The sequence below is a fragment of the Faecalibacterium sp. 9 genome (assembly GCF_048320955.1).
Classification (GTDB): domain Bacteria; phylum Bacillota; class Clostridia; order Oscillospirales; family Ruminococcaceae; genus Faecalibacterium; species Faecalibacterium wellingii.
In genome coordinates this window covers 397,382-409,971 of the sequence record NZ_JBLWGB010000003.1, presented here as the reverse complement: position 1 = coordinate 409,971, position 12,590 = coordinate 397,382, and the positions used below count along the sequence as shown (strand labels likewise).

14 protein-coding genes are annotated in these 12,590 nt (G+C 53.8%); 2 read left to right on the top strand and 12 right to left on the bottom strand.

All coding sequences use genetic code 11. From position 1 onward, the window contains the following. Positions 1-7: 7 nt before the first annotated feature. Entirely contained in the window at positions 8-385 is a 378-nt protein-coding gene (locus ACKXF9_RS14400) for a desulfoferrodoxin family protein (protein ID WP_418266587.1), read from the bottom strand. A 303-nt stretch (positions 386-688) separates the two neighbouring features. Next, complete coding sequence (locus tag ACKXF9_RS14395; RefSeq protein ID WP_418266586.1) at positions 689-1,528, bottom strand: LysR family transcriptional regulator; 840 nt, start codon at positions 1,526-1,528, stop codon at positions 689-691. 149 nt (positions 1,529-1,677) lie between these two features. Between ACKXF9_RS14395 and ACKXF9_RS14390 the strand changes: the two genes are divergently transcribed. Continuing rightward, complete coding sequence (locus ACKXF9_RS14390; RefSeq protein ID WP_418266585.1) at positions 1,678-3,069, top strand: sodium-dependent transporter; 1,392 nt, start codon at positions 1,678-1,680, stop codon at positions 3,067-3,069. Between the two features lie 83 nt (positions 3,070-3,152). Here the strand turns inward: ACKXF9_RS14390 and ACKXF9_RS14385 are convergent, their stop codons facing one another. From ACKXF9_RS14385 to ACKXF9_RS14370, 4 genes are all read right to left on the bottom strand, one after another. Next, positions 3,153-3,995 carry a class I SAM-dependent methyltransferase gene (locus ACKXF9_RS14385; RefSeq protein ID WP_418266584.1) on the bottom strand — a complete coding sequence of 281 codons (843 nt, stop codon included), beginning with the start codon at positions 3,993-3,995 and terminating at the stop codon, positions 3,153-3,155. A gap of 19 nt (positions 3,996-4,014) precedes the next feature. Continuing rightward, positions 4,015-4,698 carry a class I SAM-dependent methyltransferase gene (locus ACKXF9_RS14380; protein WP_418266583.1) on the bottom strand — a complete coding sequence of 228 codons (684 nt, stop codon included), beginning with the start codon at positions 4,696-4,698 and terminating at the stop codon, positions 4,015-4,017. A 22-nt stretch (positions 4,699-4,720) separates the two neighbouring features. Further along, positions 4,721-5,332 (bottom strand): class I SAM-dependent methyltransferase, encoded by a 612-nt coding sequence (locus tag ACKXF9_RS14375; RefSeq protein ID WP_418266582.1) that lies wholly within the window; start codon positions 5,330-5,332, stop codon positions 4,721-4,723. A 246-nt stretch (positions 5,333-5,578) separates the two neighbouring features. Next, positions 5,579-6,361 (bottom strand): ZIP family metal transporter, encoded by a 783-nt coding sequence (locus ACKXF9_RS14370; RefSeq protein ID WP_418266581.1) that lies wholly within the window; start codon positions 6,359-6,361, stop codon positions 5,579-5,581. A gap of 289 nt (positions 6,362-6,650) precedes the next feature. Between ACKXF9_RS14370 and ACKXF9_RS14365 the strand changes: the two genes are divergently transcribed. Next, positions 6,651-7,487 (top strand): hypothetical protein, encoded by an 837-nt coding sequence (locus ACKXF9_RS14365; protein WP_418266580.1) that lies wholly within the window; start codon positions 6,651-6,653, stop codon positions 7,485-7,487. Between the two features lie 212 nt (positions 7,488-7,699). Here the strand turns inward: ACKXF9_RS14365 and ACKXF9_RS14360 are convergent, their stop codons facing one another. From ACKXF9_RS14360 to ACKXF9_RS14335, 6 genes are all read right to left on the bottom strand, one after another. Beyond that, positions 7,700-8,029, bottom strand: a complete 330-nt coding sequence (locus ACKXF9_RS14360) for a YbaK/EbsC family protein (RefSeq protein ID WP_418266579.1) — start codon at positions 8,027-8,029, stop codon at positions 7,700-7,702. A 25-nt stretch (positions 8,030-8,054) separates the two neighbouring features. Further along, complete coding sequence (locus ACKXF9_RS14355; protein WP_112091591.1) at positions 8,055-8,813, bottom strand: cyclase family protein; 759 nt, start codon at positions 8,811-8,813, stop codon at positions 8,055-8,057. A 377-nt stretch (positions 8,814-9,190) separates the two neighbouring features. Then, positions 9,191-9,817 (bottom strand): alpha/beta fold hydrolase, encoded by a 627-nt coding sequence (locus ACKXF9_RS14350; protein WP_418266578.1) that lies wholly within the window; start codon positions 9,815-9,817, stop codon positions 9,191-9,193. 34 nt (positions 9,818-9,851) lie between these two features. Then, positions 9,852-10,619, bottom strand: coding sequence for an EFR1 family ferrodoxin (locus tag ACKXF9_RS14345; RefSeq protein ID WP_418266577.1), 768 nt, complete (start codon positions 10,617-10,619; stop codon positions 9,852-9,854). Positions 10,620-11,206: 587 nt separating this feature from the next. Beyond that, positions 11,207-11,416 (bottom strand): hypothetical protein, encoded by a 210-nt coding sequence (locus ACKXF9_RS14340; protein WP_339395934.1) that lies wholly within the window; start codon positions 11,414-11,416, stop codon positions 11,207-11,209. Positions 11,417-11,511: 95 nt separating this feature from the next. After that, entirely contained in the window at positions 11,512-12,495 is a 984-nt protein-coding gene (locus ACKXF9_RS14335; RefSeq protein ID WP_418266576.1) for a Gfo/Idh/MocA family protein, read from the bottom strand. Between the last annotated feature and the right edge of the window lie 95 nt (positions 12,496-12,590).

Sequence of the window (12,590 nt, the reverse complement as noted above, 5' to 3'; positions counted from 1 at the left end):
TTATTTCTTAAAGTTTCGTCATCCACAGACCATGCAGGTTGCAGTAGGCGTAGACCGCCACCGGTTTTTCGCTGCCCAGTTCAAACACCGCCTTGGGTGCCTGACCGGGGGCGAGGTAGCGGAGCTGTCCGCCGTTTTCGGTCTCCACAAAGAGCCACTGGATGTGGTGTACATCCACCATGGGATGCTCCACTGCACCCACCGTAACCGTGAGGGTGCTGCCGGAAAGCTGGGCCACCGGCAGATGCTTTTCGCCGCTGGCTTCCACCGTGTTGGGGAGCAGCTCCTTCATCTTCTCGCCGCAGCAGACCAGCGGAACGCCTGCGTTGTGGATGGTGGTGATCAGGTTGCCACAGTGCTCACAGATATAAAACTTTGCCTTCATATTAAAATCCTCCATCGGAATGTTGTTGGTGTTTTCTGTGACTATATGATAACATTTCCTAATTAGATTTTCTGTGACCGGGTCACGTTTTCCTGTGTTCCTCTTACGGCTTTTCCTGACACACCCGCACCGTCCGGGCATCAAAGCAGCAGAAGATGGCCTTTATATCGTAGTTGGCCTGCCGCAAGCAGCCCTGTACCGTGGGGACAAAAAGTCCCGCCTGAAAATAAAGCCTTCACTTTCAGACGGGACGTCTTTCAATATGACTGCTATTTGTTCTTATTTTATCTGCGGTGTATCCTTTCACTGCCGGGTGGATCTCAGATATTCCAGCAGTGTCCGGCTCACCACCGAGCTTGCCGTCTTGGAAAACGCCAGCCCCAATGTCCGGCAACAGGCAGGCTCCAGTGGGCGGGACACCACACCGGGGCAGCCGAATGCCTGCATCACCAGCTCCTGCGAGATGGTCACGCCCAGCCCGCTGCGCACGAACGCCATGATGAGGGTATCGTCCCGGAAGCTGTATGAAATATTCGGCTTCACCGGGCATTTGAGCATCAGGTGCTGAATGTCATTATCACAGCCGGGCGTTTCAATGATGAGCGGATACTGAAACAGCTGCGACAGCGTTACGCTGGGTCGTGTAGCCAGTGGATGCCCCTCCGGGAACACAGCGCACAGCGGGTCGTCCCGGAGCGGGTAGAATTTCAGGTCGTCTGCCACAATGGACGAGAGGAAACCGCAATCCACCTGCCCATGGATGATCCATTCCCGGATCTCATCATAGTTGCCGTCCAGAATTTCTATCTTCACCTTCGGGTAGTTTTCCTTGAAATAATGCACGACTTCCGGCATCCAGAGCGTTGTGATGCTGGAAAAGCTGCCCACCCGCAGCTTGCCCTCCACCTTGTGGTTGATATTGAACGCCGCCTGCCGCAGCCGGGTCTTCTGGTTGGCCAGCTCCCGGATATAGGGCAAAAGGCGGGTGCCGTTATCGGTCAGGGTCACGCCCCGGTTGATGCGGGCGAACAACTGCACGCCCAGTTCTTCTTCCAACCCCGCCATCATCTGGCTGATGCCGGATTGGGTATAGTTCAGTGCCTCCGCTGCTTTGGAAAAACTGCCCGTTTCGCATACTTTCAAGAATATCTCGTATCGGTCTTTCTGTTCCCGCATTGCAAACGCTCCATAAGTAAAATTTATAGGTCGTAGTAATTTTATTGGGTTTACTGATATGATACTTCATGTTATCCTATATTACAATAGGTTTTTAGGATAGGAGTTTAAGAATCATGGAAAAGAAAGCAAGCAGTTTCTCCGGACAAATCGGATTTGTCCTTGCTGCCGCCGGAAGTGCGGTGGGTGTCGGCAACCTGTGGCGGTTCCCGTACCTTGCCGCAAAGGATGGCGGCGGTTTGTTTTTGCTGGTGTATCTGGTGCTGGTGCTGACCTTCGGTTTTACCCTGCTCACCTCGGATATCGCCATCGGACGCCGCACCAAGCAGAGTGCCATCCGCGCCTACGAGACGATGCGCCCCAAGTGGAAATTTCTCGGCATCCTGACCTTTCTGGTGCCGGTTCTGATCATGACCTACTATGCCGTCATCGGCGGGTGGATCACGAAATATGCGGTGGTCTACCTCACCGGGCAGTCTGCCGCCGCTGCTGAGGACGGCTATTTCACCAGTTTCATCACTTCACCGGTTTCCCCCGTGGTGTTCGCTCTGCTGTTCATGGGGGTGACGGCCTTCATCGTGTACAACGGCGTGGAGGGCGGCATTGAGCGGGTGTCCCGCTACATGATGCCCATTCTGCTGGTGCTGGTGGTCGTGATTGCGGGTTACGCCCTCACCCTGCGCCACGAGGACGCTTCCGGCCAGATGCGCACCGGTATGGAAGGGCTGCGCTACTACCTGACCCCGCACATGGAAGGGCTGACCGTCAGCCGCTTTTTGCAGATCTTGCTGGACGCCATGAGCCAGCTGTTCTTCTCCCTCAGCGTGTCCATGGGCATTATGATCACCTACGGTTCCTACGTCAAACCGGACGTAGACCTGAACAAGGCGGTGAATCAGATCGAGATCTTCGATACCGGTGTAGCTCTGCTGGCCGGTGCTATGATCATCCCCGCCGTGTATGTGTTCTCCGGCACCGAGGGCATGAGCGCCGGCCCCAGCCTGATGTTCGTCTCGCTGCCCAAGGTGTTTGCCGCTATGGGCAAGGCCGGCACTTTCGTGGGCATCCTGTTCTTCGTTACCGCCATTTTTGCCACCCTGACCTCCTGCATCTCGGTGCTGGAATCCATCACCGCCAACTGCATGGAGATCTTCCACTCGGGCCGCAAAAAGACGGTGCTTGTGCTGGCGGTCATTTATCTGGCCGCTTCCGCTATCATTGCGCTGGGTTACAGCGTCTTCTATTTTGAGGTACAGCTGCCCAACGGCTCTGCGGCTCAGCTGCTGGATATCATGGACTACGTCAGCAACAGTGTCATGATGCCTTTCATTGCCCTGCTGTCCACCATCCTGATCGGCTGGGTCATGACACCGGATTACGTCATTGACGAGATGCAGCGCAACGGCGAGACCTTCCGCCGCAAGAAGCTCTACCGGGTGATGATCCGCTATGTTGCCCCGGTGATGATGCTGGTGCTGTTTTTGCAGTCCACCGGGATTCTTGCATAAAAGGCTAAAGTAAAAAAGGGAGCTCTGTCACGGACGAAGATCCGGGCAGAGCTCCCTTTGGTTTTATCGTATTCTGGCATATTTCATTTTCTGTCTCCAAATCCGATCTTCACGATCTGCATTTTCATCCCGTTGTCCCCGACCCTTGCGAGAAACCTGAAAAAGCCGCTGACAGAAGGATCTTTCAAATCGTTGTACCCCAGCATATAGCCGCGGCTTGTGACCTGCAGACGGCTGTCCCACGCGCCGATTTCCTTGCAAGCGTCCGAAACAGCAAAATATGCGCCCACATCCTTGATTTTCGCCGTCCTGAGCCACGTTTTGGCGATCATCTTTACCGCCGTTCGGTTGGCTGCATCAAATACCAACACGCCGCCGGGGAAAGCGTCCGCCATCCCCTGCACCAGTTCCCGGACCTGCTCCGTCAGGAAGTAATAGAACACCCCGGAGGCAAAGAACACCGCCCCGCCGGAGGCATCGATCTTGTCAAACCATGCGGGGTCTTTCAGGTCGCAGGGGATGTTTTGCTCCCGCTCCCCGGCGGGCAGCAGCTGCTGCCGCAAGGCAATGACATCCGGGAAGTCCAGATTGTAGATCTTGCATCTGCCGTTGTCGCAGGCTCTGCCGGTGTTATCCAGCCAACAGCCCAGATTGACCACTGCCGCACAGGGGTGCGTTTTCAGGTATGCCCGCACCTCAAAGGCAAGGTCATTCTGCCGCATGGCGACCTCCAGCGCACCAAAGCGCTGCATCAGGCTGCGGGAGTTTTTCTCCGCCTGCGAAAAGTCGTAGTCGATCTGGTCGAGCAGACGCACCGCCGTTTCGTCTTGGTAAAGGTTCGGATACAGCTCGGTACACAGCTTCCGGGAATACAGTGGGAGAATCAGCGTCTCCTGCACGGTGTTTTTCTCGATTTTGTATTTCATAGGTTCCTTCCTGTTCTCCTTATTCTGCTTTCCGGCAGGCAAACCATGCCATACTCTTCACTGTTCCAAGTGTTACGGTTGCGTACCATTTCTCCAGCCGTTTTTTCAAACTGAAGGCCGTCTCGTAGGGCGGTGTGAAGAACCCCGTCCTTTCATAAATGTGCCGGACAAACCAGTCCGTCCGCTTCTGCTCGCCCTTCACATAGAAGCAGCCGCAAAAGATTCCGCCGGGTTTCAGCACCCGATAGGCCTTCCGGTAAGCGGCCTCTTTATCCGGGAACGCGTGAAAGCCGTTCAGCGACAAAACAATATCAAACGCGCCATCCGCATACGGAAGTGCACCCACATCCCCCTGCTGAAAGGTCACATTCTTCAGGTGCAGGCGGTCTGCCTTTTCCTGCGCCTGCCCCATCATATCCGCCGAGTAATCCAGACAGGTGATGTCCGCTTTGGGCAGCGTCTTGTAAAGCGGCATGGTCAGAATGCCGGTGCCCACCGGCACCTCCAGCAGCTTGCCTGAAAAATGCTCTGGGATGCCGGACAGTGCCTTTTCCAGATAGGCGTCGTTTTCCGCCTTGTTCATGTCCCACACCAGACGGCACACCGCTTCCCCGCTCAGGGTGGAGCAGGTGATCATGCCGTCATAAAAGCTGTTTCCACCTGTCAGCCGATAGGCACCGCGGATTGCTTCTTTTCGTTCCATGCTCCGTCCTTCTTACACTATTTCACCGCTTTTGCGCCGTAACGCAAAGCCAGCCCTTTTTATTTTTGTGGCTTTTGATCTGACAAAATCCTGCTTTTTCCAGACACTCTTTCAGTGCAATATCCGTATAGATGGTCATCCCATTGATAATTTGTGTCCATCTGTCGTCTTTTGTTGTTTCGCCGTTTGCTTCGTTACAGATGAAAAAGATTCCGCCGGGCTTCAGCACTCGATAAACCTCTCTGAAATTCTGCGCAAGTTCCGGCCAGAAATAGACCGTTTCAAAGGCGGTCACCACATCAAACTGCTCCGCTTCAAACGGCAGTTCTGCCACACTTGCCTGTTGCACGGTACACCGTCCTGCCGCAATGGCTCTGGCATTGACCTTTCGCGCTTTTTCCACGCTGACGGCTGAGTAGTCGATGCCCTGCACCTTGCCGTTGGGGCACAGTTTCAGCAGTGTCTTAATGTTCGCTCCACCGCCGCAGCCGCAGTCCAGTACCATGGCATCCGGGGCAGGCTGTAAAAAGCGCAGCCCCCATTCTGCCATTGCGCTGTGTCCAAAGTTCATCATAGCAACCATGATCTTCCCGCCAAGGCCTACGGGCTTTCGGGTGTTTTCAAAAAAGGACATAATGCCCCCCTCTTTCTGTTTACCGTTCACAATGCAATGCTTTTTACCAGATGCGCCCACTGCACCGGATGACAGGCCAGCAATTCCTCGTGCCAAAAGTTAGATAGAGCTAACTTTTTATTCTATAAAAAGCCGCTTCTCAGCGGTCCTTCTGCCAAAATAATACGCCCTGCCGTCTCCTCTGTCAAGAAGTTTAGGCATTTTCGGGTATTCCGAAAGAGATTTCGTTTTCGGGGACTCCAACCGTCACCCCAGTGCTACGTCCAGCACCATCATCACGCTGAAGCCCACCGCAAAAAATACTGTGCCAACGTTGGAGTGCTGCCCCTGCGACATTTCCGGGATCAGTTCCTCCACCACCACATACAGCATGGCTCCGGCGGCAAAGCTGAGCAGATAGGGCAACGCGGGCACCACGATGCCTGCCGCCAGAATCGTCAGCACTGCCCCGATGGGCTCTACGATGCCGGACAGCACGCCGCCCCAGAACGCCCGGCCTTTTTTCATTCCTTCCGCCCGCAGTGGCATGGAGATGATGGCACCCTCCGGGAAGTTCTGGATGGCAATGCCAAGGGAAAGTGCCAGCGCCCCGGCGGCGGTGATCTGAGCCGTTCCGGCAAGGTAACCGGCATAAACCACGCCCACCGCCATGCCCTCCGGGATGTTGTGCAGCGTCACCGCCAGAACCATCATGGTGGTGCGCTGGAGCTGGCTTTTTGGCCCTTCGGCCTGCAAACTGTTCTGGTGCAGATGCGGGATGAGATGGTCCAGCAGCAGCAAAAACAGGATGCCCAGCCAGAAACCCACCGCCGCCGGGAAAAACGCCAGCCTGCCCAGATCTGCGGCCTGCTCCATAGCCGGGATCAGCAAACTCCATACCGATGCCGCCACCATCACTCCGGCGGCAAAGCCGGTGAGGGCGCGCTGGATGCCGTCACGCAGAGAGTTTTTCAAAAAGAACACACAGCCCGCCCCAAGGCTTGTGCCCAGAAAGGGGATCAAAATCCCCCAGAATGCGCCTTGTATCATGTAGTACCTCCTGCGGTTAAATATAACTAACCTCACAAGCAGTATACTGCGCTCCGGCAAAAAGGTCAAGGGCTTTGCGGTATAGAGGATGCAGATCGTTTCCTGCATCGAAAAATTCACCTCTGCAAACTTTCCGGTTTCTACTTGACAACGCCCGGTGGGAGTGCTATTTTTACTTCGCGAATTTGTTTTACCTAACCATCTGAGGGGTTTTTCCCCTGCATTTTTTGCGCCAATTGTTAGGCAGAGCTAACTGTTTTTTTCAAAACTGAGATAGAGGTGTGTTACAATGAGGTTGAAAAAAGTATTTGCAGGTGCAATTGCGGCCGCTATGCTGGTATGCGCTGTGGCAGTCCCTGCCTTCGCTGCGGAAGAGGTGGAACAGGAAAACTGCCTGCCCTCCAGCTATGTCCAGATGAACATCCCCTACGCCGACTTCTACAAGGCTGCCGGTGTGGACAACGCATCTGAGATCGACGCTGTGACCAGCGCCACCAAGAACAAGACCCGTGCGGGCAACCTTGCCGCCGGTTCCTACCACGTCAACGCGGACGGCTCCGACATCACCGGCGTTTCCTTCCCGGTCAAGGTGCTGACCCCGTGGGCGCTGAAGAATGCAAAGCAGGTCACCGATGCCGACAGCTACGACATTACCGTTACCCTGAAGGGCAAGGAATCCACCACCACCTACACCGGCGCAGATGCCTTGTTTGAGAACGAGAGCTACGCTTACTACAAGCTCAGTGAGACCCCTGCCTACTATATCACCTCATGGTATAACCTGCTGAGCGGCAAGTGGGAGTTTGGCAAGGTCCACGCCACCGAGACCACCGTAGAGGGCACCACTGTGGAGCTGAATACCAACGGTCACCGCGCCACCTACGAGATGAAAATCTCCGGTTTTGATCTGGACTACAAGGCCAACAAGGTCTACGGCGTAGTTCTGACCACCGCCGATGGCAGTGAGTACGGCCTGCATCATGTGACCAACATCTGGCATGGTACCAAACTGGGCTTCAATGCCGATGATCCTTACTTTGCATCCATCATCGGCAAGACGATTACTCAGATCACCTTCTACGCCGCCGACGGCGTGTATGTCCTGCCGGTCAATGTGGCGCTGTGAATACACGGGAAACTGCCTAATTTATTGTAAAATATAATACAAAACGGCAAGGTCTCCTGAATGCAGGCGGCTTTGCCCTTTTTTATTGCAGATGGAGCCCAATCGCAGGGTCAACAGTTTTTACGTCTGCAATATGGAATCAATATTGCCGGCATTACTCTGCGAATCACAAAAGGGTCCATCCAACAGCAATACTGCGGGATGGGCCCTTTTTATTCGCCTTCCGGCTCCTTGCAGACATCCACCCAGCCCTCGGCTCCGGCGGCTACTTCCAGCTCCTGCAAGGTCAGCTTGACGGCGGTGTGACCATTGCCCGCCGCCGGGTAGACGGTATCAAACTTGCGCAGGCTCTCGTCCAGATAGACCGCCACGCCCTCGTTCACTCCAAAGGGGCACACACCGCCGGGTGCATGCCCCACATAGGCTTCCACCTCATCGTAGGGGATCATTTTGGCCTTCATGTGGAACAGGCTCTTGTACTTGTGGTTGTCCAGCTTTGCCGTGCCCTCGGTGACAATGAGCACCGGCTTTTGCTTTTTCAAAGGACATTTTCCCACTTCTCCGCTCTTATTCGGTAATGGCCCAGACCCGCGCAGGCAGACCAGTTGCACCTTCAATGCGGGGATAAGAAACGATGACCACTGCACCGGCCGGCTGCACTTTATCCAGATTTGCAAGCACCTCCACCTGCAGCTTGTCGTTGTCCAGAACATAGCGCTCGCAGGCAAGGTCGCCCTTTTCCTCCGCCACCGCAGAGGAATCGGTATCCAGCGTTTCGTGGCCGTTGGCGGCGGCATTGCGCACCTTGTAGATATACTCCAATGCTTCCAGCGACCAGCCGGGAGCATTTTCTTTGCCCTCTGCGTCGATGCCGGACAGCGCATCCATATCCGGCCACTTCTTATACCAGTCGCTGCGCAGAGCCACCAGCGCACCATCCGGGATAGGACCGTACTTTGCTTCATAGGCCTTGATGTCCTCCACTGTCACAGCGTAGCGAGGGTCTTTCTTGGCCTGCTCAGAAATATCGATGACCACCAGCGGGAAGATCAGGTCGTTCACATCATACTTTTCGGACAATGCTTTGCCCTTGATGAAGTGCCCCGGGAAGTCGATATGGGTACCGAACTGTCCGGGGAATTTGAAGGTCTGGATCAGGCATTCCAGTTCCGGCTTGCCCCAGTCCCACACGGTCTTTGCCAGCTCCACAGAGCCTTCCGGGATGCCGGACCAGTAGGGGCTTTCGTTGTTCAGCGAGTGAGAAAGTTCCACCCAGCGATATTTTTTAGCATCCTTCAGTGCGTTCCACAGTTTATAATCAGCCATTGTCGGTTCTCCTTTTATTGTAACGATGTATGTTTGGGCACTTCTCCCAGACAACGGCATCTTCCTGTTTTTTCTCAGTCTGTCTGCCGGGAATTTGTCTGGGAGCAGCGCATTCGCCCGGGCAGCCTGTGCCGGGCATCTGTTGTACGTTTCATCTGTCTGCGCTCCCTTCCTTGTGTTGGGGATAGTATAAACCTATTTTCGCACCATGTCAATAGGTTTATACTTTCAAAGACACCTCTGCCCTTTCGTCCGCCGGTTGCCTGCCGCCATCACCGCGCTGATTCGTGCACCGCAGGTCTTTCCAAGCAACAGCCTGCGCTGCCTGTTCTTCGAGTTTGCTTGACAGTCTTCGTCTCTCTTTTGATAAATCAGATTTATTCGATATTGTCATAAAATCTCTGTAACACTGCCGCTAATCCCTCCGGAGCTTCTATGTTTGCTTCATGACCCGTTTTCAAAAGTTCACGATAGCAGGAATTGCTCAAATAGCTGACAAGTTCCTTTGAGGCTTTTTTATTTGCATCGTCTTTTTCGCCACAAACGATCAATACAGGACAAGACACCTTACACAATGAATCTCTGAAATCCAATTCTGCCATCGTGCCGCACAAACTGATCACATCTGCTTTTTTGAATCCAAATTGCTTGAACGTTGCATTTGGCATAAAGCGGAACAGCATATTCTGGAATTTCAATAATTTTTTAGGCATTTTGTATTGTGCCGCAATTAACACAAGTGCCTTTACTTTATCCGGATGGTCTATTGCATAATTAAGTGCCAAAACAGCACCCAGAGAGAGCCCACATAAGACGATTTCGTCATTTTCCTTATTGCACTCTTCTGAGAATGCAGAATACAGCTCCCTATAGGTGGCCGCTTTTCCTTCCAGCATCTCTGCCAAGCTCAAGCTGGCGCTTCTATCCGAGACCGTCGTTTCTTTTATCACTCTATCCCAACTGTCTGGTTTTTGTCCTAATCCATGTAAGTATAAATACTTCATCTACTTTTTACCATCATCGTTTTTCCTTTTTTCTTCATACATCCTGCTGCTTTTCCAGCGCTTCAAAGTGATACCGGGGCTTGCCTTTGCTCTTTTTGCCGTACTCGATGGCTTCTTTGGGGCAGTAGCAGATGCACGCCATGCAGTGGGTGCAGTTTTTGTCCCAGACCGGCTTTCCGTTTTCCAGACGGATGTTGTTCAAGGGGCACAGCTCCACGCACTTACCGCAGCCGATGCAGGCGTCCGTTGCCCGGAAGGCATCCGCTTTTACAAAGAAGCGATAGAACACCGGGTTCACCGGGCCGCTCATAAAGCGGTCGTAGAGGTTCTCTCTCGGCGGAGGAAATTCCTGCCCGGCCTTGAGCTGCGCCAGCACCTTCTGAAGCGCAGGCTCTGCCTGCTCCACGATGCTTCGTGCCTGCTCCTTTTGGGGTGCATTGAACATGGCAATGTAGTTTTCCGGCATGATGATCTGAGCTGTGCCCATATACTGCAGCTGCTTTTGCGCTGCAAGCTGCCGGTTATAGCCTGCCGCATTGCCAATCTCGCTGCCGCAATCCATCACAAACCAGATGCGCTCTGCCCCGGTCAGCGTGGTCTTGCCCAGCCACTCGGACACCACCCAGGGGATACGCCATGCGTAGGTAGGCGTCACCAGCACCACGTCACGCCCGGTCTGCACCGGGGCGGTATTCCCTGCCTTGATGCAGGCGTTCAGGTCGTAAAGCGGCATCTCCAACCCTTCGGCAATGCGCCGCGCCAGATACCGGCTGTTGCCGGTTCCCGAAAAATATAGTACCATGGCTGCTCCTTCGTTTTTTGTGTGGTTTTCAGTTGCCTGTCTGCCCGGAAAACTGGAACTTGTCGGGGCGAGGCCCCTCCATCTTGCTAACGCAAGACCGTTCCGTCACTTAAAAGCCCCACTGGGGCTTTCATTGTTCCACTTTGCTCCACAAACGCGAACTTGTCGGGGCGAGGCCCCTCCATCTTGCTAACGCAAGACCATTCCGTCACTTAAAAGCCCCACTGGGGCTTTCATTGTTCCGCTTCGCTCCACAAACGCGAACTTGTCGGGGCGAGGCCCCTCCATCTTGCTGCCGCAGGACCGTTCGGTCGCTTGAAAGCCCCACTGGGGCTTTCATTGTTCCGCTTCGCTCCACAAACGCGAATTGTTTACTTCTTCGTCTTAGGCGCAATAAGCAACATGACTGTCACAAGAATATATAAACCATACAGTAACCAAGTAATGGTATTGTTCCAAGGAAAACTCATTTCTGGATGGTTCAATGCAAACACTATAAATGCAATAGCTATAATTAGCATTATTAAGCCGAGAATCATTGATATACGCTTTTTCATGCAAAGCACTTCCTTGTCAAACTGGAATTGTTAATCTTGAACTGGTCCTATAATGCCAAATGCTATTGCATCAATAAAAAGCACGAACGCTATCACACGAACAATTAAAATAGTTGCAATGACTTTAATAACAAGTTGTTGATTTTGTCTTAAATTACTCTTACTAACAATCCTTAAGACAAAAATCAAAGCAACGAGGATGATAAAAGAAATAATATTATAAAGAACCACTGTTTTCATCTATGTGTCCTTCTTTTTTATATCAATTCCGAGTTGCCGCTCTCCGTATGCCATAGTCTCCGCACGCAAAAAGCCCTTTGCGGCAAGGTGTGTGCTTACACCTCACCCGCAAACTTCATGCCCCAGCTCATGCGGGTGTCGTACATCAGGCGGGTCAAGGCAAGGCTGTCCTGCGGGGTGTAGCGGTCGCTGCCGGTACGTCCCTGCTTGACGCAGCGGCTTGCTTCCCGGATCTCATACTCAAAGCCGTTGATGTCCACCGGGCAGCGGATGACCTCCGGCTCTTTGCCCTCCACTTCCAGCGTCATGGTCTCGGCGTGCTGGAAATCCGGCAGGAAAATACTGCCCTTGGTGCCAACGATACGGGCATTGCGCTCCAGCTCCTGCCCGATGGTCTGGACAGACTCCGCCTTGCAGCCGCCGGGGTAGGTCAGCACAAGGCGGCTGTAATCGTCGGTGCCGTACTCGTTGATGTGGACCTCTTTGGTCTCCACCTTCTCCGGGTCCTGTCCGGTGAGAATGCGCAGAAAGCCCAGATTGTAGATGCCGATATCCAGCAGCGCACCGCCGCCCAGACCGGAATCAAACTTGCGGTCCTTCCGGGCACCGGAGGCCACAAAGCCGTACTGACAGGTGATCTGCTTCAGTTCCCCGATGGTGCCCGCCGCAAGGATCTCGCGCAGGCGGTCGTACAGCGGCAGCAGCCAGATCCAGAATGCCTCCATGAGAAAGAGGTGCTTTTCCTCTGCCAGACGGTACAGCTCCTGCGCCTGTTCCGGGCTGATGGTAAAGGGCTTTTCGCACAAAACGTGCTTGCCCTGCTCCAGACAGAGCTTGCAGTTTTCGTAGTGCAGGGTGTTGGGGGTGGCGATATAGATGGCCTCCACCTCCGGGTCGGCGGCAAGGGCTTCGTAGGAGTCATAGCAGCTGGGAATGCCGTACTGCTGCGCAAACGCCTGTGCGCTTTCCATGTGCCGTGACCCCACGGCAACAAGCTGCTCTCCCTCTGCGCCCATCTGTTCCACCGTAGATGCAAACTTTTTGGCAATGGTGCCGGTCGCTAAAATTCCCCACTTCATAACGGTACCTCCCGGTTTATTCCTCTGGATTCGTTGCGTTCAGTATACCATGGTTTTCCCCTGCGGAAAAGATAGTGAAAAACAAAAATGCCCCC

Coding starts and splice junctions, on each gene's coding strand:
- ACKXF9_RS14385 (WP_418266584.1), bottom strand. CDS start 3,995: ATGAAATACAAAATCGAGAAAAACACCGTGCAGGAGACGCTGATTCTC.
- ACKXF9_RS14335 (WP_418266576.1), bottom strand. CDS start 12,495: ATGAAGTGGGGAATTTTAGCGACCGGCACCATTGCCAAAAAGTTTGCA.
- ACKXF9_RS14350 (WP_418266578.1), bottom strand. CDS start 9,817: ATGAAGTATTTATACTTACATGGATTAGGACAAAAACCAGACAGTTGG.
- ACKXF9_RS14370 (WP_418266581.1), bottom strand. CDS start 6,361: ATGATACAAGGCGCATTCTGGGGGATTTTGATCCCCTTTCTGGGCACA.
- ACKXF9_RS14390 (WP_418266585.1), top strand. CDS start 1,678: ATGGAAAAGAAAGCAAGCAGTTTCTCCGGACAAATCGGATTTGTCCTT.
- ACKXF9_RS14345 (WP_418266577.1), bottom strand. CDS start 10,619: ATGGTACTATATTTTTCGGGAACCGGCAACAGCCGGTATCTGGCGCGG.
- ACKXF9_RS14400 (WP_418266587.1), bottom strand. CDS start 385: ATGAAGGCAAAGTTTTATATCTGTGAGCACTGTGGCAACCTGATCACC.
- ACKXF9_RS14380 (WP_418266583.1), bottom strand. CDS start 4,698: ATGGAACGAAAAGAAGCAATCCGCGGTGCCTATCGGCTGACAGGTGGA.
- ACKXF9_RS14375 (WP_418266582.1), bottom strand. CDS start 5,332: ATGTCCTTTTTTGAAAACACCCGAAAGCCCGTAGGCCTTGGCGGGAAG.
- ACKXF9_RS14340 (WP_339395934.1), bottom strand. CDS start 11,416: ATGAAAACAGTGGTTCTTTATAATATTATTTCTTTTATCATCCTCGTT.
- ACKXF9_RS14355 (WP_112091591.1), bottom strand. CDS start 8,813: ATGGCTGATTATAAACTGTGGAACGCACTGAAGGATGCTAAAAAATAT.
- ACKXF9_RS14365 (WP_418266580.1), top strand. CDS start 6,651: ATGAGGTTGAAAAAAGTATTTGCAGGTGCAATTGCGGCCGCTATGCTG.